A 21,554-nucleotide genomic window follows, 5' to 3' on the forward strand; every position below is an offset into this window, starting at 1 on the left:
CTCGGCGGGTGTCCCGGAGGTCCCGCCCACTTCGCCGGGGCGGAGCCGCACCGACCCGTCCCTTACTCCATCGGTCGTCACCCACAGGGGTGGCGCGCCATCAGAAACAACGACAGCCCCGGGCAACCGGCACGACGGCGCGGCCGCTTTCGGACCCTCACGGCATTCTTCCGGGCGGGTGCGCACCACGTCGAATGCCCGCGAAGCGGGCTGTTCGGGTTGCAGCGCGTCAAATCGGCGGTAATCATGCCGGATCGGACACGGTGCTGCCGTGACGGATTGCGCCCCGGGGGAAAACCCTACCGGCCGCGGCCGGACCGTTCTCGAAACCCTGTCCGGATGCGACGGGGATCACCGTACCGGCGGGGTCTGACGGTCAGTCGTGCGGTTCGGCCCAGATCAGCAGGGTGTAGTCGCCGCGCCCGAAGGAGGGTCCGGCGCCGCTGGTCTGTTCGGCCCGCAGCGGGGCGGACTGGAGCAGCAGGCCGTCGGTGCGGTAGCCGGCGGCGTCGAGGATCTGCCGGGTCTCACCGGCTTCGGCGAGGCTGCGGGCGACGGCGACGACGCGTTCGGGTTTGCGGGCGACGACGGCTCTGACCATGGCGGGTCCGCCGTGTTCGACGGCGACGGCGTCGGGTTCGGGGAGGGCGCCGAGGACCTCGGGTCCGGAGCCGGTGGCGGTCTCGATCTCGACGCCGGCCCTGCGGGCGTTGGCGGTGATCCGGGCGCAGTCGGCGGGTTCGGCTTCGACGGCGACGACGGCGGCGCCGAACCGGGCGGCTTCGACGGCGAGTGCGCCGTCCCCGGCGCCGACGGTCCACAGCAGGTCGCCGGGGGCGGGTGCGAGGCGGGCCAGCGCCAGCGCGCGGACGTGCGGGGGCAGGGCGCGGGGCGCCGGGTGTCGGCGTCCGCGCCGGCGTACGCCCGGCTCGGGAGGGCCCAGCCGCGCTGCGCCCCGGGGTGGTCGACGGGTTTGCCGGCCATCCAGCCGGCGGCGGCCTCGGTGGCCGGGACGTTGCCGATGACCAGGACGACGGCGGGGTCGCGCCAGTCGTGGTCGGGGACGCGTTCGGAGGTGAGGACGGTGACGTCCTCCTCGGGGGTGCCGAGGGCCTCGCAGACCACGAAGGTGCGGGGCACGCCGCGGAGCATCAGGGCGAGTTCGCTGGGGCCGGCGTCGCCGGTGGTGAGGACGGCGACCTTGGGGTGGGCGCGGCAGACGTTGGCGGCGCGGCGCAGCCGTCCGCCGTGCGCGGAGACCACCTGGGCGTCCTCCCAGGGCATGCCGGCCCGGGCGAAGGCGGCGGCCACCGAGGAGACGGCGGGCAGCACTTCGAGTTCGAGGCCGTACTCGGGGCGACGCAGGGTGCGCACGACGCCGAAGAATCCGGGGTCGCCCTCGGCGACGACGACGGCGGTGCCGCGGTGGTCGGCGAGGCGGCGGGCGGCGGCCCGCAGGTCGCCGAGGCCGATGCGTTCGGCGCGTTCGGGGACGGGGAGGGCGGCGAGCTGGTAGCCCGCTCCGGCGACGAGGGTGGCTGCGGCGAGTGCGCCCGCGGCCGCCTGGGTCAGTGGTGTGCCGTCCCACCCGATGACCGTGATCCGGTCAGCCATCTGCGGCTGTTCTCCCTACGCCGTGTTCCGCCCCTGGTGGGTGTGCCGGTGGTGTGCGGTGCCGCCGGCGTTCCCTGGGCAGAGGCTACCGCCTGGCCGGGGTGGTGCGGAGCAGTGGCGCGCGCCGGGGGCGTGCTCAGTGGCGCAGGGCGTGGTGGCGGTCGGCGGGGTGGGCGGGTTCGGGCGGGTCGAGGTCCTCGGGGAGCAGGCTCCACACGATGAGGTCGGTGTGCTCCTCGGGGCCGGGGCCCCATTCGCCGCCGCGGACGAGGGCGGCGTTGCGCAGGACGCCTTCGCTGATCGCGCCGGTCTTCTGGGCGACCTGCTGGGCGGCGGTGTTGCCGGCGGCGGTGCGCAGTTCGAGGCGCTGGAAGCCGCGGTCCTCGAACAGCCACTGGGCGGTGCCGAGGAGGGCCTCGGGGGCGTAGCCCTCGCCGCGGGCCCAGGGGGCGGTGACGTAGCGGACCTCGGTGGCGCGCAACCGCCAGTCGGTGCGGTCGAGTTCGAGGAGTCCGACCAGGCGCTGGGTGAGGTGTTCGGTGACGGCGAAGACTATGCCTCGTCCGAGCGCGCGCCGTTCGGGGGCCTGACGGCCGATCAGGTCGCGGGCGTCGGCCTGGGTGTAGGGCCGGGGGTACTCGGTCCAGGTCTGGACGAGTTCGTCGGAGAGCATCGTGGCGAGGCCGGGGGCGTCCTGTTCCTCAAGGGGGCGCAGCAGCAGCCGTTCGGTGCTGATGGCTGTCTCGGGGAAGTTCGCAACCATGCCGTCTCTCCTCGCCGGGTCGTGGACACACCGTACGCCCCGCCCCTTCGTCGGGCGTGTCAGCGTACCTGTTCCGGACCTCACGGCTCGTCAGCACGGTGCCCCCGGAGGGGAGGCCGGGGGCACCGTGCGGGCCGAGCGTGAGTCAGCGGGTGGCTCAGAACGCGGGGATGACCGCGCCCTGGAAGTTGTCGGTGATGTACTTCTTGACCTCGTCGGAGTGCAGCAGCTCGGCGAGCTTCTTGACCCGCGGGTCGCTCTCGTGGCCCTTCTTGACGGCCAGGATGTTGGCGTACGGGTTGCCCTGGGCCTTCTCCAGCACCAGCGCGTCGGTGGCCGGCTTGAGGTTGGCGCCGAGAGCGTAGTTGCCGTTGATGACGGCGGCGTCGACGTCGTCGAGGGAGCGCGGCAGCTGGGCGGCCTCCAGCTCCTTGAACTTCAGGTGCTTGGGGTTGGAGGCGATGTCGTCGGCGGTGGCGGTGGTCCCGGCGCCGTCCTTGAGGGTGATGATGTTGTTGTCGGCCAGCAGCTTGAGCGCCCGGCCCTCGTTGGTGGCGTCGCTGGGGACGGCGATCTGGGCGCCGTCCTTCAGGTCGGCGATGCCCTTGACCTTCTTGGAGTAGACGCCGAGCGGCTCCAGGTGGACGGCCTCGACGGAGACGATGTCGGTGCCGTTCTTCTTGTTGAAGTCGTCCAGGTAGGGCTGGTGCTGGAAGAAGTTCGCGTCCGCGGATCCGTCCTGGACCGAGGTGTTGGGGGTCACGTAGTCGCTGACCTCCTTGACGTCCAGCTTGAGGCCGGCCTTCTCCGCCAGGTTGTCCTGCACGAACTTGAGGATCTGCGCGTGCGGGGTGGCGCTGGCCGCGATCACCAGGGGCTTGTTGGGGTCGGCCTGGGCGGCGGAGTCGGAGCTGCCGCTGGAGCAGGCGGTGAGGCCTATGACGAGGCCGGCGGCGGTGGCGGTCAGGACGGTGGTCTTCAGAACGTTACGCACGAAAAGTGCCTTTCTGCGGGGTGCGAACGGCCCTGTCGGGCCGGGAGCCGCTCCGGTGGGGAGCGGTGGTTCAGTGCGAGGACGCGAGGTCCTCGTCGATCTCCTCGGCGCGCGGCGCGGCGTTCGCGGAGCGGAAGAAGCTCAGCGGGCTGCGGTAGTTGCCGCGGTGGGAGAGTCGGCGGGCGATCTGGTCGCCGAGCAGTTGCAGCGCGGTGACGATGATCACGAGTTCGGCGACGATGACCCACATGAAGGTGGTCTCGAAGCGCTGGTAGCCGTAGCGGATGGCGAGGTCGCCGAGGCCGCCGCCGCCGACCGTGCCGGCCATGGTGGAGTAGCCGATCAGCGCGATCAGGGTGGTGGTGACGGCGGAGACCAGCGACGGCAGGGTCTCCGGCAGCAGGGTCTTGCGGACGATGGTGCCGGTGCCGGCGCCCATCGCCTTGAGCGCCTCGATCAGTCCGCCGTCGACCTCGCGGAGCGAGGTCTCGACCAGGCGGGCGAAGAACGGGATGGCGCCGATGGCGAGCGGGACGCTGGCGGCCTGCCAGCCGAGCGAGGTGCCGGTGAGCGCCTTGGTGAAGGGGATCACCGCGACGATCAGGATGATGAACGGGATGGAGCGTCCGACGTTGACGATCACCCCGAGCACCCGGCTGACGGCCAGGTTCTGCAGCAGGCCGCCCTTGTCGGTGAGCACCAGCAGCAGTCCGAGCGGCAGGCCGATCACCAGGGTGGCCAGGCCGGCGATGCCGACCATGCCGAGGGTCTCCCAGGTGGCGGGCCACATGAGTTCCTGCATCCGGTCCCAGGTCATGCCGCCGCTCCGTTCGACAGGTCGAGGACGTCCACCTGGAGTCCCTGTTGGCGCAGGTAGCCGATCGGCACCACGTTGTCGGTGTGGCTGCCGGGCAGTTCGACCCGCATCCGGCCGACCAGGCGGCCGGCGATGGTCTCCGCGGCGGCGCCGAGGATGTTGATGTCGATCTGGTAGGTGCGGGCCAGCTGGGAGACGAACGGCTGGGCGGGCGCGTCGCCCTGGAAGGTGATCTCCAGGACGGTGCGGTCCTCGCGGCCGGTGCCGAAGTCGCCGAGCGGGAACAGGTCGCGGGCGATCTGCGAGCGGCCGTCGGCGAGCAGGTCGGTGAGCTGCCCGGTCTCGACGACCTTGCCGCCGCGCATCAGCGCCGCGGAGTCGCAGACCGACTTGATGACGTCCATCTCGTGGGTGATCAGCAGCACGGTGAGGCCGAGCTGCTGGTTGAGCTCGCGCAGCAGCTTGAGGACGGAGCGGGTGGTCTCCGGGTCGAGGGCGCTGGTGGCCTCGTCGGAGAGCAGCACCTTGGGGTCGCCGGCCAGGGCGCGGGCGATGCCGACGCGCTGCTTCTGGCCGCCGGACAGCTGGCTCGGGTAGCTGCGGGCCTTGTCGGCGAGGCCGACCAGGTCGAGCAGTTCGGCGGCCTTGCGGCGGCGGTCGTGCCGGTCGAGGCCGATGATCTCCAGCGGCAGTTCGACGTTCTGCTGCACGGTGCGCGAGGACAGCAGGTTGAAGTGCTGAAACACCATGCCGATCCGGCGGCGGGCCTCGCGGAGTTCGCGGCCGGCCCGCTGCTCGCTGCCGGCCAGCGCGGTCAGTTCGACGCCGTCGACGGTGACGGTGCCGGCGGTGGGCCGCTCCAGCAGGTTGACGCACCGGATGAGGGTGGACTTGCCGGCGCCGCTGGTGCCGACGACCCCGAACACCTCGCCCTGCCGCACGTGCAGGTCGACGTCGTCCAGTGCCACGACGTCGCGGCCCCGGGAACGGTAGACCTTGGTCAGGCCCTTGGTGGTGATCACAGCTGCTTCCGTTGTTCGTCGGCGGATGGTCATCGGCGGACTGCCACGGGGGCGTGCGCCAATGGCTGGGGACGGCACCTGGTGCCGGGAGGAAGAGTGGGTGCTGCCGTCGTGTCGATCATGGCCGCCGGTCGGACGGGCCGCGCGGGGGCGTGGCCCTAACGAGTCATCGGCGGACGGGACGTCAGCGGGTGCTGGGCGAAGGCTCTCAGCGACAACACATTCGACGGCACATGCGTCGCTCACCTGCCGGCGTCGCGCCGGTGGGGATGCATGTCGTCGTCGTGGTCATGAACCCAGTAAATCAGACAATTGGTCCACGTCCCAATGCTCAGGACCTTCCGTCCGACATGCGGACACGACCCTTGCGGGACAAGGCAGCGGCGCCCCGCCTGTGGTCCGGGCGGGGCGCCGCAAGGGGTGGTTCAGGCCGCCAGGGAGGTCTCCCCCGGCTTGGCCAGGGTGACGATCGACATCCGACGGGAGACCTCGCGCACCTCGGTCTCGCGGTAGCCGAGACGGCGGTACAGCCGCAGGTTGCCCAGGCTGCGGTGGCCGGTGAACAGCCGGTAGCCGCCGCTCGCGCCGTCCTCGGCGAGTTGCGCCTCCAGCGCGGTCAGCAGCCGGCGGCCCAGGCCGTGCCGCTGCATCCGGGGGTGCACCACCAGGCGGCCGATCCGGCCGACACCGTCCTCGTCGACCCAGCCGCGCACCGTGCCGACCACCTCGTCGCCCAGGCGGGCCACCAGCACGCGGTGCTCGGCGAGTTCGGCCTTGAGGCTCTCCAGGGTCTGGGTCAGCGGTGCGAGGTTCCAGTCGCTGTACAGCTCCGCCTCGCTCTGGTAGCCGAGGTACTGGAGCTTGAGGATCTGCTCCGCTTCATCAGGTCGTGCCGCTGCGATGATCACACTCATGCCCATGTGCGGGGGCCTCCATCGTCAATCGCCCGGCGCGCACGAGTGAGGGTCTGGCACCGGCCTTGTCCGAGGTGTGCCCGGACGGGGATCGGCCCGGCCCGGGAAAAGCGCGACACGTCCCGCCGGACGGTGGCCCGGTCACGGAACTGGCGCGCTCACGCTCAGTATCCGGACGGCCGGACGACCGTCAAGAGAGACGTTCGCCACCGCTCTACCCAGCCGATGGCTGTTCTCAACCTTCCGGACGCCCGACGTGGCGAGCGTCACGCGCCGCCCGCCGGCCCGTCCCGCCGCCCGCTCGGACGGATGTTCTGGTTCACCCGGAACAGGTTCCCCGGGTCGTAGCGGTCCTTCAGCGCCACCAGCCGCTCGTACTTCGCCAGCCCGTACGCCTCCACCACCCGGCCCTGCCCCTCCAGGCCCATCAGGTTGACGCAGCCGCCGCCCGAGGAGAACGGCCGCATCGCCTCCCAGCACCGCCGCACCCACGCCACCTGCGGCTCCGCCGGCCCGGTGCTCCACCGGCCCACCGCGCTCAGCAGGTACGGGGCCTGCCGGTAGGTGTACGCGCTGTCCTCCGCGCCCACCCGGGCCACCGCGCCGCCCAGGAACGCCAGTTGCGCGTGCGCGTCCGGCGACGGCAGGGCGGCGACCTGCTCCGCCAGGCAGTCGATCGCCGCGCCGTCCAGCACCGACAGGAACTCCGAACGCCCGAACACGGCCGCGCCCGGCCCCCGGCCCTCGTCCTGCATCCGCTGCCAGAGCGGGTACGGGCGGGTCTGCACGGTGTCCGCGAGCACGCCCGGCAGGGCGCGCAGCGGGGCGATCACCTCCCGGCCGCGGTCGGCCCGGCCGGCCCAGCACAGGCCGATCCGCACCGCCGTCGCCGCCGGCAGCTGCGGCATCCCGCGCGGCGCGCCGAACTCGCAGCACACCGTGAGCCCGTCCGGGGCGTGCGCCATGAAGTCCCGCACCGCGGCCAGCGTCGGCGCCAGCCGCTCCCCCGGCAGGTACAGCGCCCCGCACAGCAGGTGCGCGCCCACCCGGTGCAGCCGGTACGTGAAGGAGGTGACCACCCCGAAGTTGCCGCCGCCGCCGCGCAGCCCCGCGAACAGCTCCGGGTGCGAGGCCGCACTCGCCGTCAGCAGCCGCCCCTCGGCCGTCACCACGTCGGCCTCCACCAGGTTGTCGCAGGTCAGCCCGTACGCGCGGGACAGCCAGCCGCTGCCGCCGCCGAGCGTGGTGCCCGCGATGCCCGCCGCCGAGTACGGCGCGCCGGGCGTCGCCAGCCCGAAGGCCTGCGTCTCGTGGTCGAAGCCGCCCCAGGTCGCGCCCGGCTGCGCCCGGGCGGTGCGGCGCTCCGGGTCCACCCGGACGCCGGTGAGGCCGGACAGGTCGATCAGCATCGCGCCCTCGCCGGTGCCCAGGCCCGCCAGGCTGTGCCCCGCGCCGCGCACCGCGACGGGCAGGCCGTGCTCGCGGGCCACCGCCACCGCCTGCAGCACGTCGGCGACGCCGGTGCAGCGGGCGATCACCTCGGGCCGCCGGTCCACCGCCGCGTTCCACACCCCCCGCGCCCGGTCGTACCCCTCGTCCCCGGGCAGCACGATCTCACCCCGGAACCCCTCGGCAAGCGCCACGGCTGCGTCGGCCATGGATCCAGCGTAGGCGGGGTGCCCGCCCCCCGCTCCGCCGGAACCGGGTGCCCGGGTGACGTGCCGCACGCCGCGGGCGCGCTCGCCCGGGCCGCAACGGCGGCGGGGCCGGACGGTCTCCGTCCGGCCCCGGCTCGCGTCGGTGGTCAGCCGATCCAGGCCTGCTGGACGGCCAGGTCCTGCTTGATCTCGTCGAGCTGCACGGCGACGGCGGACGGGGCGGTGCCGCCGCGGCCGTTGCGGGAGGCGATGGCGCCGTGGACCGACAGGACGCCGCGGACGTCCGGGGTCAGGTGCTCGGAGATGGCGGCGAACTGCTCGTCCGTCAGGTCGGACAGCTCGATGCCCTCGGCCTCGCAGACCTTGACGCAGGCGCCGGCCACCTCGTGCGCGACGCGGAACGGGACGCCCTGCTTGACCAGCCACTCGGCGATGTCGGTGGCGAGCGAGAAGCCGGCCGGAGCGAGCTCCTCGAGGCGCTCGCGGTGCACGGTGAGGGTGGCGATCATGCCGGTGAAGGCGGGGAGCAGGACCTCGAGGGTGTCGCAGGAGTCGAAGACCGGCTCCTTGTCCTCCTGGAGGTCGCGGTTGTAGGCGAGCGGGAGGGCCTTGAGGGTGGCGAGCAGGCCGGTCAGGTTGCCGATCAGGCGGCCGGACTTGCCGCGGGCGAGCTCCGCGATGTCGGGGTTCTTCTTCTGCGGCATGATCGACGACCCGGTGGAGAAGGCGTCGTGCAGCGTGATGAAGCCGAACTCCTTGGTGTTCCAGATGATGATCTCCTCCGCGATCCGCGAGAGGTTGATGCCGATCATCGCGGTGACGAAGGCGAACTCGGCGACGAAGTCGCGCGAGGCGGTGCCGTCGATGGAGTTGCCCACCGAGCCGCGCTCGAAGCCGAGTTCGGCGGCGACGGCCTGCGGGTCGAGGCCCAGCGAGGAGCCGGCCAGCGCGCCGGAGCCGTACGGGGAGACCGCGGTGCGGGTGTCCCACTGGCGCAGCCGCTCGGCGTCCCGGCCGAGGGACTGGACGTGGGCGAGCACGTGGTGGGCGAACAGCACGGGCTGGGCGTGCTGGAGGTGGGTGCGGCCGGGCATCGCGGTGTCCGGGTGGGCCTCGGCGAGGCCGACCAGGGCGTGCTGGAGGTCGAGGATCAGCGCGCCGATGGTCTTGGCGTGGTCGCGCAGGTACATCCGGAACAGGGTGGCGATCTGGTCGTTGCGCGAGCGGCCGGCCCGCAGCTTGCCGCCGAGGTCGGCGCCGAGGCGCTCCAGCAGGCCGCGCTCCAGGGCGGTGTGCACGTCCTCGTCGGCGACGGTGCCGACGAACGCGCCGGACTCGACGTCGGCCAGCAGCTGGTCCAGTCCGGCGAGCATGCCGTCCAGTTCGGCGTCGCTGAGCAGGCCGGCCTGGTGCAGGACGCGGGCGTGGGCCTTGGAGCCGGCGATGTCGTAGGGGGCGAGCCGCCAGTCGAAGTGGACGGAGGCGGAGAGCTTGGCGAGGGCCTCGGAGGGGCCGTCGGCGAAGCGCGCGCCCCAGAGGCGGACGTCTGCGGGCTGGTCGGCGGTCATCGCGTGGGCTCCTTCGAGTGCTGCGGCGGTGCCCCGGCCGCGGGGTGCGGCCGGGGCGGGTGGAACTGACGGGTGATCAGGCCAGGTCGCGGCGGGCGGCGATCTTCGAGGACATGCCGAAGATCTCGATGAAGCCCTTGGACATGGACTGGTCGAAGGTGTCGCCGGTGTCGTAGGTGGCGAGGTTGAAGTCGTACAGCGACTGGTCCGACTTGCGGCCGTTGACGACGGCGCGGCCGCCGTGCAGGACCATCCGGATCTCGCCGGAGACGGCCTGGTTGGCCTCGTTGACGAAGCCGTCCAGGGCGCGCTTGAGCGGGGAGAACCACAGGCCGTCGTAGACCAGCTCGGCCCAGCGCTGCTCGACCTGCCGCTTGTAGCGGGCGAGTTCGCGCTCGACGGTGACGTTCTCCAGGGCCTGGTGGGCGGTGATCAGGGCGATCGCGCCGGGGGCCTCGTAGATCTCGCGGGACTTGATGCCGACCAGGCGGTCCTCGACCATGTCGAGGCGGCCGATGCCCTGGGCGCCGGCCCGCTTGTTGAGCTCCTCGATGGCCTGGAGCACCGACACCTTGCGGCCGTCGATCGCGACCGGGACGCCCGCCTCGAAGGTGATGACGACCTCGTCGGCCTCGCGCGGGGTGGCCGGGTTCTGGGTGTACTCGTAGACGTCCTCGATCGGGGCGTTCCAGATGTCCTCGAGGAAGCCGGTCTCGACGGCGCGGCCGAAGACGTTCTGGTCGATCGAGTACGGGTTCTTCTTGGTGGTGACGATCGGGAGGTTCTTGGCCTCGGCGAAGGCGATCGCCTTGTCGCGGGTCATCGCGTAGTCGCGGACCGGGGCGATGCACTTCAGGTTCGGGGCCAGCGACTGGATGCCGACCTCGAAGCGGACCTGGTCGTTGCCCTTGCCGGTGCAGCCGTGGGCGACGGTGGTGGCGCCGTGCTTCTGCGCGGCGGCGACCAGGTGCTTGACGATCACCGGGCGGGACAGCGCGGAGACCAGCGGGTACTGGCCCTGGTACAGGGCGTTGGCCTTGAGGGCCGGCAGGCAGTACTCGTTCGCGAACTCGTCGCGGGCGTCGGCGACCTCGGCCTCGACGGCGCCGCAGTCGAGGGCGCGCTGGCGGATGACGTCCAGGTCCTCGCCGCCCTGGCCGACGTCGACCGCGACGGCGATGACCTCGGCGCCGGTCTCCTCGGCGATCCAGCCGATGCAGACGGACGTGTCCAGACCGCCCGAGTAGGCGAGTACGACGCGCTCAGTCACGGCTTTCTCCTTCAGTACAGGTTTCATGCGGCGTTAGGCATAAGTATGCACGACCGCGTATGAGTTGCCAAACCGGTGGCACGGAAGGCGTGCGAACCGGGCGAAAGGGCTTACTGCGACTTGGCCTGTGCGAGCTGCATCAGGTGGTCGGCGAGCGCCTGCCCGCCGGCCGCGTCGCGGCTGATCAGCAGCACGGTGTCGTCGCCGGCGATGGTGCCGAGGATCTCGAACACCTCGGCGGTGTCGATCGCGGAGGCCAGGAACTGGGCGGCGCCGGGCGGGGTGCGCAGCACCACCAGGTTGCCGGAGGCGGTGGCGGAGACCATCAGCTCGCCCGCCAGCCGGGCCATCCGGGCCTCGCTGGCGGATTCGCCCATGGGCGCGCGCGGGGTGCGGTCCCCGCCCTCGGCCGGGACGGCGTAGATGAGCGCGCCGTCCCGGTTGCGGATCTTCACCGCGCCGAGTTCGTCCAGGTCCCGGGAGAGGGTGGCCTGGGTGACCACGAGGCCGTCGTCGGCGAGCAGCTTCGCCAGTTGGCTCTGCGAGCGGACGGGCTGACGGGTCAGCAGATCCACGATGCGGCGGTGGCGCGCGGTGCGGGTCTGCGGGACCTGCGGCATGGGTCCTGCCGTGGTCGACTCGGGGCGGGGTTCGGTCATAACTGAAGATTCTCCTGAAAGACGCTCAGCTGTTCGCGCCGGGGGCGGTTTCGCGGACCGTTCGGAGGATCGCGGGCAGCGCGGCGAGGAAGCGGTCGGCCTGTTCCTCGGTGAGGATCAGCGGCGGAACGAGCCGGACGGCGTCCGCGACGGCGGCGTTGACCAGGAAGCCGGCGTCCTGCGCGGCGGCCTGGACCCGGGCGGCGACGGGCTGCGTCAGCACGATGCCGAGCAGCAGGCCCTTGCCGCGCACCTCCGCGACCAGCGGGTCGCCGATCGCCTCGACGCCCTGCCGCAGCCGCTCGCCGATCTTGGCGGCGTGCTCCAGCAGGCCCTGCTCCTCGATGGTGCGCAGCACGGCGAGGCCGGCCGCGGCGACCACCGGGTTGCCGCCGAAGGTGGTGCCGTGCTGGCCGGGGGCGAGCAGTTCGCCGGTCTCGCCGAAGGCGAGCACGGCGCCGATCGGCAGGCCGCCGCCGAGGCCCTTGGCGAGGGTGACGATGTCGGGGTCGGCGCCGTCCTCGGCCTGGTGGGCGTACCAGTGGCCGGTGCGGCCGATGCCGGTCTGGATCTCGTCCAGGACCAGCAGGGTGCCGGTGGCACGGGTGATCTCGCGGGCGGCCCGCAGGTAGCCCTCGGGCATCGGGACGGCGCCGTTCTCGCCCTGGATCGGCTCGATGAAGACGGCGGCGGTGTCCTCGGTGACGGCCGCGCGGAGCGCCTCGACGTCGCCGAGCGGGACGTGCGTGACGTCTCCGGGCAGCGGCTTGAACGGCTCCTGCTTGGCGGGCTGGGCGGTGAGCGCGAGGGCGCCCATGGTGCGGCCGTGGAAGGCGCCCTGGACGGAGACCAGGTGGGTGCGGCCGGTCAGCCGGGAGATCTTGAAGGCGGCCTCGTTGGCCTCGGCGCCGGAGTTGCAGAAGAACACCCGGGCCGGGCGGCCGGCCAACTCGACCAGCTTCTCGGCGAGTTGGACGGTCGGCTCGGCCATGAACAGGTTGGAGACGTGGCCGAGGGTGGCGATCTGCTCGGTGACGGCCCCGACGATCGCGGGGTGCGCGGTGCCGAGCGCGTTGACCGCGATGCCGCCGACCAGGTCGAGGTACTCGTTGCCGTCGGCGTCCCACAGCAGGGCGCCCTCGCCGCGCACCAGCGGGATGCGCGGGGTGCCGTAGTTGTGCATCAGCGTGTGCCGGTACCGCTCGGTGATGGACGCGTTGCTGCTGACTGCTTCGTTGCTCATGCCAGGCCCCCCAGGACGGTGGTGTCGTCGTCGGGCACGACCATGGTGCCGATGCCCTCGTCGGTGAAGATCTCCAGCAGCAGGCTGTGCTGGACCCGCCCGTCCAGGACGCGGGCGGTGCCCACGCCGGAGCGGACGGCGCGCAGGCAGCCCTCCATCTTGGGGAGCATGCCGCTGGCCAGGGTCGGGAGCATCTCCTCCAGTTCGGAGGCGGTGAGCTGGCTGATCACGTCGTCGGAGTTCGGCCAGTCCTTGTAGAGGCCCTCGACGTCGGTGAGCACGACCAGCATCTCGGCGCCGAGCGCGGCGGCCAGCGCGGACGCGGCGGTGTCGGCGTTGATGTTGTAGACGTGGCCGTCGGCGCCGCGGGCGATCGAGGAGATCACCGGGATCCGGCCGTCGGCGATCAGCGCCTTCACCGCGCCGGCCTCGATGTTGACGATGTCTCCGACCAGGCCGATGTCGACCTGCTCGCCGTCGACCACGGCGTAGCGCTTGACGGCGGTCATGGTGTGGGCGTCCTCGCCGGTCATGCCGACGGCGAACGGGCCGTGGGTGTTGAGCAGGCCGACCAGTTCGCGCTGGACCTGGCCGGCGAGCACCATCCGGACCACGTCCATGGTCTCGGGGGTGGTGACCCGCAGGCCCGCGGTGAACGAGGACTCCAGGCCGAGCTTGTCGAGCTGGGCGCTGATCTGCGGGCCGCCGCCGTGCACCACGACGGGGTGCAGTCCGGCGTAGCGGAGGAACACCACGTCCTGGGCGAAGGCGGCCTTCAGGTCCTCGTCGACCATGGCGTTGCCGCCGAACTTGATGACGACGGTCTTGCCGTGGAAGCGCTCCAGCCAGGGCAGCGCCTCGATCAGGGTGCGGGCCTTGGGCAGGGCGGCGTTGCTGCGGGCCTGTTCGCCCTTGGGTGCGATCTGCATGGTGGGGTCCCCCGTCAGCTGGAGTAGGCGCTGTTCTCGTGCACGTACTCGGCGGTCAGGTCGTTGGTCCAGAGGCTGGCCGAGGCCTGACCGGCCTTCAGGTCGGCGGTGATGACGACCTCGCGGCCCTTCATCGAGACCAGGTCGCGGTCGTCGCCGACGCCGCCGTTGCGGCACACCCAGACGCCGTTGATGGCGACGTCCAGCAGGTCGGGGTCGAAGGCGGCGGAGGTGGTGCCGATCGCGGACAGCACCCGGCCCCAGTTGGGGTCCTCGCCGTGGATGGCGCACTTGAGCAGGTTGCTGCGGGAGACGGTGCGGGCGACGTCGACGGCCTCGTCCTCGGTGGCGGCGTTGACGATGTCGATCCGGATGTCCTTGGACGCGCCCTCGGCGTCGCCGATCAGCTGGCGGGCCAGGTCGGCACAGACGGTGCGCACGGCTTCGGCGAACTCGGCCCGGTCGGGGGCGACTTCGGAGGCGCCGGAGGCGAGCAGCAGCACCGTGTCGTTGGTGGACATGCAGCCGTCGGAGTCGACCCGGTCGAAGGTGGTGCGGGTGGACTCGCGCAGCGCGGCGTCCAGTTCGGCGGACTCGACGACGGCGTCGGTGGTGACCACGACCAGCATGGTGGCCAGGCCCGGGGCGAGCATGCCGGCACCCTTGGCCATGCCGCCGACCGTCCAGCCGGCCGGGCTGCTGACCTGGGCGGTCTTGTGCACGGTGTCGGTGGTCTTGATGGCGATCGCGGCGCTCTCGCCGCCGGTGTCGGCGAGCGCCTTCACGGCCAGCTCGACACCGGGCAGCAGCTTCTCCATCGGCAGCCGGACGCCGATCAGGCCGGTGGAGCAGACCGCGACCTCGATCGCGCCGACGCCGAGTTCGGCGGCGACCTTCTCGGCGGTGGCGTGGGTGTCCTGGAACCCCTCCGGGCCGGTGCAGGCGTTCGCCCCACCGGAGTTGAGGACGACGGCGGCCAGTTCGCCGTCCTTCAGCACCTGCCGGGACCACTTGACCGGCGCGGCCTGCACCCGGTTGGAGGTGAACACGCCGGCGGCGGCGCGCAGCGGCCCGTCGTTGACGACCAGCGCGAGGTCCGGGGTGCCGGACGCCTTGATGCCGGCGGTGACGCCCGCCGCGCGGAAGCCCTTCGCCGCGGTGACGCCGACGTTGCTGTTCCGACCGTTCGTCACGGTGCGACTCCATTCAGCGGGAGACCGAGCTCCTCGGGCAGCCCGAGGGCGATGTTCATGCTCTGCACCGCGCCGCCGGCGGTGCCCTTCACCAGGTTGTCGATCGCGCTGATCGCGATGATCCGCCCGGCGTGCTCGTCCAGCGCGACCTGCAGCACGGCCGCGTTCGAGCCGTAGACGGAGGAGGTGTGCGGCCACTGGCCCTCGGGCAGCAGGTGGACGAACGGCTCGGCGCCGTACGCCTGCTCGTACGCGGCGCGCAGGTCCTCCTTGCCGGTGCCGGGCTTCGCCTTGGCGGAGCAGGTGGCGAGGATGCCGCGCGGCATCGGCGCGAGCGTCGGGGTGAAGGAGACGGTGACCGGCTCGCCCGCGAGCGGGGTGAGGTTCTGCGCCATCTCCGGGGTGTGCCGGTGGCCGCCGCCGACGCCGTACGGGCTCATCGAGCCCATCACCTCGCTGCCCAGCAGGTGCGCCTTGGCGGCCTTGCCCGCGCCGGAGGTGCCGGACGCGGCGGTGATCACCGCGTCCGGCTCGGCCAGGCCCGCGGCGAACATCGGGAACATCGCCAGGGTGACGGCCGTCGGGTAGCAGCCCGGCACCGCGATCCGCTTGCTTCCCTTCAACGCCTGCCGGTGGCCCGGCAGTTCGGGCAGGCCGTAGGGCCAGGTGCCGGCGTGCGGGGAGCCGTAGAACTGCTCCCAGTCCGCCGCCGAGCTCAGTCGGTGGTCGGCGCCGAGGTCGACCACCAGGACGTCCTCGCCCAGCTGGGCGGCGATCGCCGCGGACTGGCCGTGCGGCAGCCCGAGGAACACGATGTCGTGCCCCGCCAGCGTCTCCGCACTGGTCGGCTCCAGCACTCGGTCGGCCAGCCCGATCAGGTGCGGCTGCAGCGCGCCGAAGCGCTGCCCCGCGTTCGAGCCGCCGGTCAGCACCCCGATCTCCACCTCCGGATGCCCTTGCAGCAGCCGCAGCACCTCGCCGCCCGCATACCCGCTCGCACCGGCGACGGCAACTCGCAATACCATGGCATTCCCTCCTGAAGCCCAGCATGAATATACGCAGCCCAGCAAAATCATGCAAGAATGCGTGCACGCTGCGCTCCCCCGGCTACGCTCTGCCCATGCTGCGCCGCCACCGGTCGACGGACCCCACCGACCGCCACCTGTCGGTCGACCTCGGGCCGTACCTGGGCTTCGACCACCCCGACCCGGAGTGCTACGCCGCGGAGCCGCTGGGCTTCCTGTGCAACGTGGCCGGGAGCATGCGGGTGTGGCCGCTGCCGTGCGGCGACCGCCGGCTCGCGCCGGCCGTCGGCCAGGCCGACCCGGAGTTTCCGTTCCAGCTGCTGGCCGCCGTCGGCGAGGCCTCGAACTTCCCTGCCGGGTGAGGCCGGTGGCTCAGCCGTCGACCACGGCCAGCGCGGCCAGCGAGAGCCCCACGGTGGTGATCACCAGCGCGGCGAGCAGCTGGGCCAGGACGGCGAGCAGCGCCACCATGCGCGACCTGATGCGGGAGCAGTCGTCGGGCTGCTTCGGGTCGTAGACCACCTTGACCTGCTCGCCCCGGTAACTCGCGGAGTACGTGTGCACGCCCCCGTGGGCGTCGACGTACTCGTAGGTCGACGCGCTCTTCCGGTACCGGCGGGCCAGCTGCGCCGACACGGTGATGCCGCGGAGGGCCAGCACCGTGTAGACCTTCGCGTTGATGAGCGCGTAGGCCAGCACGGCGAGGCCCGCGCCGAGCGGCACGATGCCGATGATCCCCAGAATCACCGACGGGCCGTGCGTGACGCCGGCGAAGACCAGGTACCCGAGGTAGCCGACGGCCAGCAGCCCGAGGACCACGACGAGCACCCAGAAGCGCGGCGGCAGCGGCTCGTTGGGCTTGTCCCTGCTGACGACGACCTTCGCGCTGCCCGCCGGGTCGCGCTCGGCCGGCAGGGCCGCGGTCAGTGCGGCGGCGAACGCCCCGGCGGCGGTGGGGTTCCCGCCGTCCAGCCGGTGCACCGCGCCGTCGGTGAGTTCGACCGCGACCTCCCTGCCCTCGGCCCGGGCCTCGCGGACCACCGCGAGCGGGATCCGGGTGTGGACGCCGGGGGCCTCCAGGCGCAGCACGGCGCCGTCGAGCAGCGCCTCGTGGCCGTCGCGGCCGGTGAGTATCTGTGCGGAGCCCATGCGTTCCCCCTGAACGTGCGGCGAATCGTGGCAGGAACCTACCGTGCGGGCGGTCGTCCACCCACTGACGGGCTGTCTAGGATCACCGGCATGGCGCTGCATCCCGTACAGGTGAACATCAAGGCCGTCGACCCGGTGGCGGTCGGTCGTTTCTGGGCGGAGGCGCTCGGCTGGACCGCGCACCACCCCGGGGTGACCACCTACGTCGCGCCGCCCGGCGAGCTGGTGTGGCCGGATCCGGTGGCGGTCGCGCTCGATCTGGTGCCGGTGCCGGAGAGCAAGGGCACGGCGAAGAACCGGACGCACCTCGATCTCGCCAGCACCTCGACGGAGCATCAGCAGGAGCTGGTGGAGCGCCTGTTGGCGCTCGGGGCGACGCCCGTCGACCTCGGGCAGGGCGAGGTGCCGTGGACGGTGCTGGCCGACGTCGAGGGCAACGAGTTCTGCGTGCTGGAGCCGCGCGAGGTCTACCGGGAGACCGGGCCGATCGCCGCGATCGTGGTCGACTGCGCGGATCCGCGGGAGACGGCCCGGTTCTGGGGCGCGGCGATCGACTGGACGGTGCACGAGGTCGCCGACGACCACGCGACCCTGCGCGCCGCCACCGGCACCGGCCCCTACCTGGAGTTCCTGCGCTCCACCGACGGCCGCGCCGCGCCCGACCGGATCCACCTCGACCTGCTGCCGTACCCGGGTGACGACCCGTCGGCGGAGGTCGCCCGGCTGCGCGGTCTCGGCGCGACGCCCGTCGACCTCGGGCAGGGCGAGGTGCCGTGGACGGTGCTCGCCGACCCGGACGGGCACGAGTTCTGCGTGCTCGCGCTCCACTGAACGCCCGCCCCCGGCGACACCCCGGCCCGCTGACACCCCCGGCCCCTACCGTGTCGGCATGACCGAACTCGCAGTACTGGCCCGCATCTCGGCGGACGACGAGCACCCCGTCGAGCGGCTCACCGCCCACCCCCGGCTCCCCCTGGTGGCGGGCGCCGCCACCGGGAGCCGGCTGGTCCGGATCTGGGACTGCGGCGGCGGGCGGCTGCGCGAGCTCGCCCCCGTCGACCTCGGCCCGGCCCGGGAGCCGGACCCGGCCGACTGGTGGCGCCCGGACGCCCCGCCCGCGGTGGCCTGGCACCCGGAGGACCCGCTGCTGGTCGTCGCCGACGGAACCGCCCTGACCCGCTGGACGCCTGACGGCCCGTCGGCCGCCGAACCGGCCGCGGCCGCCCACCACTACCTGGCGTTCAGCCCGGACGGCCGCACGCTGTGGGCGGCGCCGTCCGGCGAGGAGAGCTCGGCCGCGCTCGACCCCGCCACCGGCGCCGCCGCCCCGGCCCCGTACTGGGACACCGGTGTCGCCGTCCACCCGTCCGGCGAGCTCGTCGCCACCCTGGTCAGCGACCAGGGCGCGACCTTCTGCCTGTTCGCCCGCCCCGGCGACGGGCCGGGGACGGCGATGCGGACGCTGCGGCAGGCGCTGATCCTGGACGTCGACGGCTACGGCACCCCGCTGTTCAGCGCCGACGGCCGGCACCTCGCGGTCCGCGGCAACGCGTACGTCGAGTCACTGGACGTCTTCGCCTTCCCCTCGCTGCGCAAGGTCCTGTCGACGACGCTCGCGGAGGACGACGCCGAGGAGTGGCCCCGGGAGAACCTCGCGTGGGACGCCCGGCCCGGCGTGATCTGGATCGGCACGCCCTCCGGCGCCCTGATCGAACTCGACGTCGAGGCGCAGGAGGCCGTCGAGCACGCGTCCCCGGACGAAGTACCGGTCTCCGCGCTGGTCGCCACCGCCGCGGGCGACCTGCTGGCCGCCCGCGAGAACGGCGAACTCGTCCTGCTGGCGGTGCGGCCCGAGGCCCCCGCCGCGGCGCCGAACGAGGACGCCGCGGTGTTCCTGGCCGGGACGGAGCTGCTGCCGCCGGACGCCGACCTGGAGGAGCAGCTGGTCTTCACCGACGGCACGGACAGCTGGGACACCGAGGCCCTGGAGGCGGTGACCGAGGCGTCCCCCGCCGACCCGACCTGGCTGCAGCTCCAGGCGGCGATCAACCGGGCCCGGGCGCAGCGCGGTTGAGCCGGCGGGGGACGAACGCCGCCTGTCAGGCGTCGGGCTGAGTGACCGTCAGGCCCCAGTGCACGTCGGGGCCCGAGGTCTGCACCCCGACGTGGAAGGACCGGCCCTGCTCGGGCGTCACCACCGCCGTGCCCCGGCCGACGGTGTCGGCCGGGCAGGCGACGGTGAACTCCACCGGGGTCGGGTCTCCGTAGTAGGGCGTGAAGGTGACGTGGGCCTCGCCCGCGACGCCGCTGCCCTGGCAGCCGACGGTGACGGTGACCGGCGGCCCGGCCTGGTAGGCGCCGCCGGTGACGGCGCCGCCGTTGCCGATCCAGTCCTTGATCCAGATCAGGCCGTCGGGCCCGGGGTAGGGCAGGATCTCACCGGTCCCCTCCCTCCCGATGTCGGAAGCCACCGCGGCCGGAGCCCCCTGATCGGCCACCGCCGGCCCCGCCGCCACCGCCGTCGTCGCCACCGTGACCGCCGCCGCGGCCGCCCACGCGAAAGTCGAACGCCTCATCGTCGTCCCCTCCCTCATCGCCGGACCACCCGGAGGCCCGACGTACCCGAACAGTCTCGGGCGGCACTGACAGCCGCCGCCTGAGTACGGGTACTCAACTCCCCACCGCGCACGACTCCAGGCCCGGGTCCGGGTCCGCCGGGTCGTGCTGGCCGAGCGGGCCGGAGCGGAGGCAGGAGCACGGTGGAGGCGGTCACGTCGAGGAAGAGCTGGAAGAACCAGCCGGACAGCAGGGCCTCCCGGGCGGGACCGAAGGCCGGGGTCCGGTCGCCGGTCAGCAGTTCGGCAAGCTCCTCGGGCGTCATGCCGGCCAGTGTGGCCCGCACGCCTCCGGCCGGGCCACCGCTATTCCGCGCCACGGCAGTTGACGGGCGGTCAGGCGGCCGCGTCGGTGGAGGCCCGGACGACGAGCTGGGGGGCGAAGCGTTCCACGGTCTCCGCGCGGTCCCGGGCGGTGGACTGAAGGAGCGTCAGGGCGCGTTCGGCCATCGCGGCGAGCGGGTGGCGGATGGAGGTGATGGGCGGGTCGAGCAGTTCGAGTATCTCGGTGTCGTCGAAGCCGGTGACGGCGATCTGCCCGGGCACCGACACCGCCGAGCGCTGGAGGGTGGAGACCAGGCCGACGGCGAGCACGTCCGCGCCGCAGACCACGGCGTCGATCGCCGCGCGCCGTTCGGCGATCCGCCGCCCGGCGGTGCGGCCGGCGTCGGTGGTGAAGCTGGGGAGCAGGACGGTGGTGGCGTCCTCGCCGCGGGCGGCGGTGAACGCGGCGAGGCGTTCCGCGCCGGAGGAGGAGGCCTGGTCGGCGGCGACCAGGGCGATCCGGTGGCGGCCGAGGTCGTCGAGGTGGTCGAGCAGCAGGCGCATCGCGGCGGCGTTGTCGAGGGTGACGGCGACCGTCCCGGAGCCGCTCGCCCAGCGGTCGAACAGCACCACGGGCGCGCGCTTCGCGGCGGCCCGGACGGCGGGGCCGGAGGCGGTGGCGGAGACCGGGACCACGACCAGGCCGTCCACCCGTCCGCCGAGCAGGGTCTCGATCTGCTCGGCCTCGATCTCGACGGAGTTCGCCGCGTCGGAGACCACCAGCTGCCCGCCGGCGGCGCGGACCTGCTGGGCGATGGCGTCGGCGAGTTGGACGAAGTAGGGGTTGGCGAGCGAGGGGACGACCACGCCGACGGTGCCGGTGGTGCCGGTGCGCAGCGCCCGCGCGGAGTGGTTGGTGCGGTAGCCGAGTTCGCGGGCGGCGTCCTCGACGCGGCGGGCGAGTTCGGGGTCGACGTTGCGCGGGGTGCCGGCCAGGACGCGTGAGGCGGTCGCGCGGGAGACGCCGGCGGCGGCGGCCACGTCGAGGAGTCGGGGCGCTGTCACGTGGGGTCCTCCCCGGTCGGGAACGGTGTCGGCGCGGCGCCGACCCGGCTGCGGTGTCGAAGGGGTGTCGGCGCGGTCACGGATCGGTGGGCCTCCGGGCCGGCGGGTCCGAGTCGGCGGAATGCGCAGCACGAGGGTACTTGACGGGTGCCGGGGGCTGGGCCAGAGTGTGGGAAATCGATCTCCCGAGGAGCTCCCGAGGAGCACAGATGCCGTCCATCACCGTCGTCGGTTCGGTCAACCGCGATCTCGTGCTGACCGTTCAGGACCTGCCGCGACCGGGCGAGACCGTGCTCGCGGAGGGCTTCGTGGAGGGCGTCGGCGGCAAGGGCGCCAACCAGGCCGTCGCGGCCGCCCGGCTCGGTTCCCGGGTCCGGCTGGTGGCCCGGGTCGGGGCGGACGCGGGGACGATCCTGCGGGCGCTGGCCGCCGAGGGCGTCGACGTCACGACGGTGCTCCCGACCGCGGACGCCACCACGGGCATCGCCTCGGTGGTGGTCGACCGCGCGGGCGAGAACACCATCGTGGTCAACCCGGGCGCGAACGCGGCGCTCGCCGTCGCCGACCTGCCGGCCGAACTGGCGGGCGGCGCGGGCGACGTGGTGCTGGTTCAGCACGAGATCGCGCCCGAGGTGGTGGCCGCGGCGGTGCTGCGGGCCCGGGAGCAGGGCGGCACCGTCGTCCTCAACCCGGCCCCGGCCCGGCCGGTCGCGCCGGAGGTGCTGGCGGCCGTGGACGTCCTGGTCCCCAACCTGGGCGAGCTCGCCACCCTGCTCGGCGTCGAGCGTCCGA

Annotated in this window: 20 protein-coding genes and 1 pseudogene; 4 read left to right on the top strand and 17 right to left on the bottom strand. The window is 73.1% G+C overall.

What is annotated here, in order from left to right:
- Positions 1-376 precede the first annotated feature (376 nt).
- The 14 genes and pseudogenes from cbiE to argC form a co-directional block, all read right to left on the bottom strand.
- A pseudogene (gene cbiE, locus KCH_RS39270) lies at positions 377-1,614 on the bottom strand (precorrin-6y C5,15-methyltransferase (decarboxylating) subunit CbiE).
- A gap of 136 nt (positions 1,615-1,750) precedes the next feature.
- A complete protein-coding gene (locus tag KCH_RS06800; RefSeq protein WP_035860169.1) occupies positions 1,751-2,377 on the bottom strand; it encodes a GNAT family N-acetyltransferase in 627 nt (208 codons plus the stop codon).
- 157 nt (positions 2,378-2,534) lie between these two features.
- Entirely contained in the window at positions 2,535-3,371 is an 837-nt protein-coding gene (locus KCH_RS06805) for a MetQ/NlpA family ABC transporter substrate-binding protein (RefSeq protein WP_035860171.1), read from the bottom strand.
- Between the two features lie 70 nt (positions 3,372-3,441).
- Entirely contained in the window at positions 3,442-4,188 is a 747-nt protein-coding gene (locus KCH_RS06810) for a methionine ABC transporter permease (protein ID WP_035860175.1), read from the bottom strand.
- Complete coding sequence (locus KCH_RS06815; protein WP_035860179.1) at positions 4,185-5,210, bottom strand: methionine ABC transporter ATP-binding protein; 1,026 nt, start codon at positions 5,208-5,210, stop codon at positions 4,185-4,187. The genes KCH_RS06810 and KCH_RS06815 overlap by 4 nt, the downstream gene beginning before the upstream one ends.
- 425 nt (positions 5,211-5,635) lie before the next feature.
- Complete coding sequence (locus KCH_RS06820; protein WP_035860182.1) at positions 5,636-6,130, bottom strand: GNAT family N-acetyltransferase; 495 nt, start codon at positions 6,128-6,130, stop codon at positions 5,636-5,638.
- 260 nt (positions 6,131-6,390) lie between these two features.
- On the bottom strand, positions 6,391-7,782 hold the full coding sequence (locus KCH_RS06825; RefSeq protein ID WP_035860186.1) for an FAD-binding oxidoreductase: 1,392 nt from the start codon (positions 7,780-7,782) through the stop codon (positions 6,391-6,393).
- A 146-nt stretch (positions 7,783-7,928) separates the two neighbouring features.
- The gene (gene argH / locus KCH_RS06830) at positions 7,929-9,350 is read right to left on the bottom strand and encodes an argininosuccinate lyase (RefSeq protein ID WP_035860190.1); all 1,422 of its coding nucleotides are present in this window, start codon (positions 9,348-9,350) and stop codon (positions 7,929-7,931) included.
- Positions 9,351-9,426: 76 nt separating this feature from the next.
- A complete protein-coding gene (locus KCH_RS06835) occupies positions 9,427-10,620 on the bottom strand; it encodes an argininosuccinate synthase (protein WP_035860193.1) in 1,194 nt (397 codons plus the stop codon).
- A gap of 110 nt (positions 10,621-10,730) precedes the next feature.
- Entirely contained in the window at positions 10,731-11,279 is a 549-nt protein-coding gene (locus KCH_RS06840) for an arginine repressor (RefSeq protein ID WP_035860196.1), read from the bottom strand.
- A 25-nt stretch (positions 11,280-11,304) separates the two neighbouring features.
- Positions 11,305-12,522, bottom strand: a complete 1,218-nt coding sequence (locus KCH_RS06845) for an acetylornithine transaminase (RefSeq protein WP_035860199.1) — start codon at positions 12,520-12,522, stop codon at positions 11,305-11,307.
- Positions 12,519-13,451, bottom strand: coding sequence for an acetylglutamate kinase (gene argB / locus KCH_RS06850; RefSeq protein ID WP_035860201.1), 933 nt, complete (start codon positions 13,449-13,451; stop codon positions 12,519-12,521). The genes KCH_RS06845 and argB overlap by 4 nt, the downstream gene beginning before the upstream one ends.
- Positions 13,452-13,465: 14 nt before the next feature.
- Positions 13,466-14,644 carry a bifunctional glutamate N-acetyltransferase/amino-acid acetyltransferase ArgJ gene (gene argJ, locus KCH_RS06855; protein WP_035860204.1) on the bottom strand — a complete coding sequence of 393 codons (1,179 nt, stop codon included), beginning with the start codon at positions 14,642-14,644 and terminating at the stop codon, positions 13,466-13,468.
- A complete protein-coding gene (gene argC, locus KCH_RS06860) occupies positions 14,641-15,669 on the bottom strand; it encodes an N-acetyl-gamma-glutamyl-phosphate reductase (protein WP_035860207.1) in 1,029 nt (342 codons plus the stop codon). The genes argJ and argC overlap by 4 nt, the downstream gene beginning before the upstream one ends.
- 95 nt (positions 15,670-15,764) lie before the next feature.
- On the opposite strand from argC, the gene KCH_RS06865 reads away from it, so the two are divergent.
- Entirely contained in the window at positions 15,765-16,031 is a 267-nt protein-coding gene (locus KCH_RS06865; protein WP_051652825.1) for a hypothetical protein, read from the top strand.
- 10 nt (positions 16,032-16,041) lie between these two features.
- On the opposite strand, the gene KCH_RS06870 is transcribed toward KCH_RS06865, so the two are convergent.
- Entirely contained in the window at positions 16,042-16,818 is a 777-nt protein-coding gene (locus tag KCH_RS06870) for a hypothetical protein (RefSeq protein ID WP_035860209.1), read from the bottom strand.
- A gap of 90 nt (positions 16,819-16,908) precedes the next feature.
- Between KCH_RS06870 and KCH_RS06875 the strand changes: the two genes are divergently transcribed.
- Positions 16,909-17,649, top strand: coding sequence for a VOC family protein (locus KCH_RS06875; RefSeq protein ID WP_035860212.1), 741 nt, complete (start codon positions 16,909-16,911; stop codon positions 17,647-17,649).
- Between the two features lie 58 nt (positions 17,650-17,707).
- On the top strand, positions 17,708-18,892 hold the full coding sequence (locus tag KCH_RS06880) for a hypothetical protein (RefSeq protein WP_157031926.1): 1,185 nt from the start codon (positions 17,708-17,710) through the stop codon (positions 18,890-18,892).
- A 25-nt stretch (positions 18,893-18,917) separates the two neighbouring features.
- Here KCH_RS06880 and KCH_RS06885 read toward each other — a convergent pair whose 3' ends face one another.
- Both KCH_RS06885 and KCH_RS06890 read right to left on the bottom strand, forming a co-directional pair.
- Complete coding sequence (locus tag KCH_RS06885) at positions 18,918-19,394, bottom strand: hypothetical protein (protein ID WP_051652826.1); 477 nt, start codon at positions 19,392-19,394, stop codon at positions 18,918-18,920.
- A gap of 375 nt (positions 19,395-19,769) precedes the next feature.
- Positions 19,770-20,762 carry a LacI family DNA-binding transcriptional regulator gene (locus KCH_RS06890; RefSeq protein ID WP_035860216.1) on the bottom strand — a complete coding sequence of 331 codons (993 nt, stop codon included), beginning with the start codon at positions 20,760-20,762 and terminating at the stop codon, positions 19,770-19,772.
- 209 nt (positions 20,763-20,971) lie between these two features.
- Between KCH_RS06890 and KCH_RS06895 the strand changes: the two genes are divergently transcribed.
- Positions 20,972-21,554 (top strand): PfkB family carbohydrate kinase (locus tag KCH_RS06895; protein ID WP_244305211.1); only part of this gene is annotated, 583 nt, incomplete at its 3' end.

The organism is Kitasatospora cheerisanensis KCTC 2395 (genome assembly GCF_000696185.1).
In the GTDB taxonomy this organism is placed as follows: domain Bacteria; phylum Actinomycetota; class Actinomycetes; order Streptomycetales; family Streptomycetaceae; genus Kitasatospora; species Kitasatospora cheerisanensis.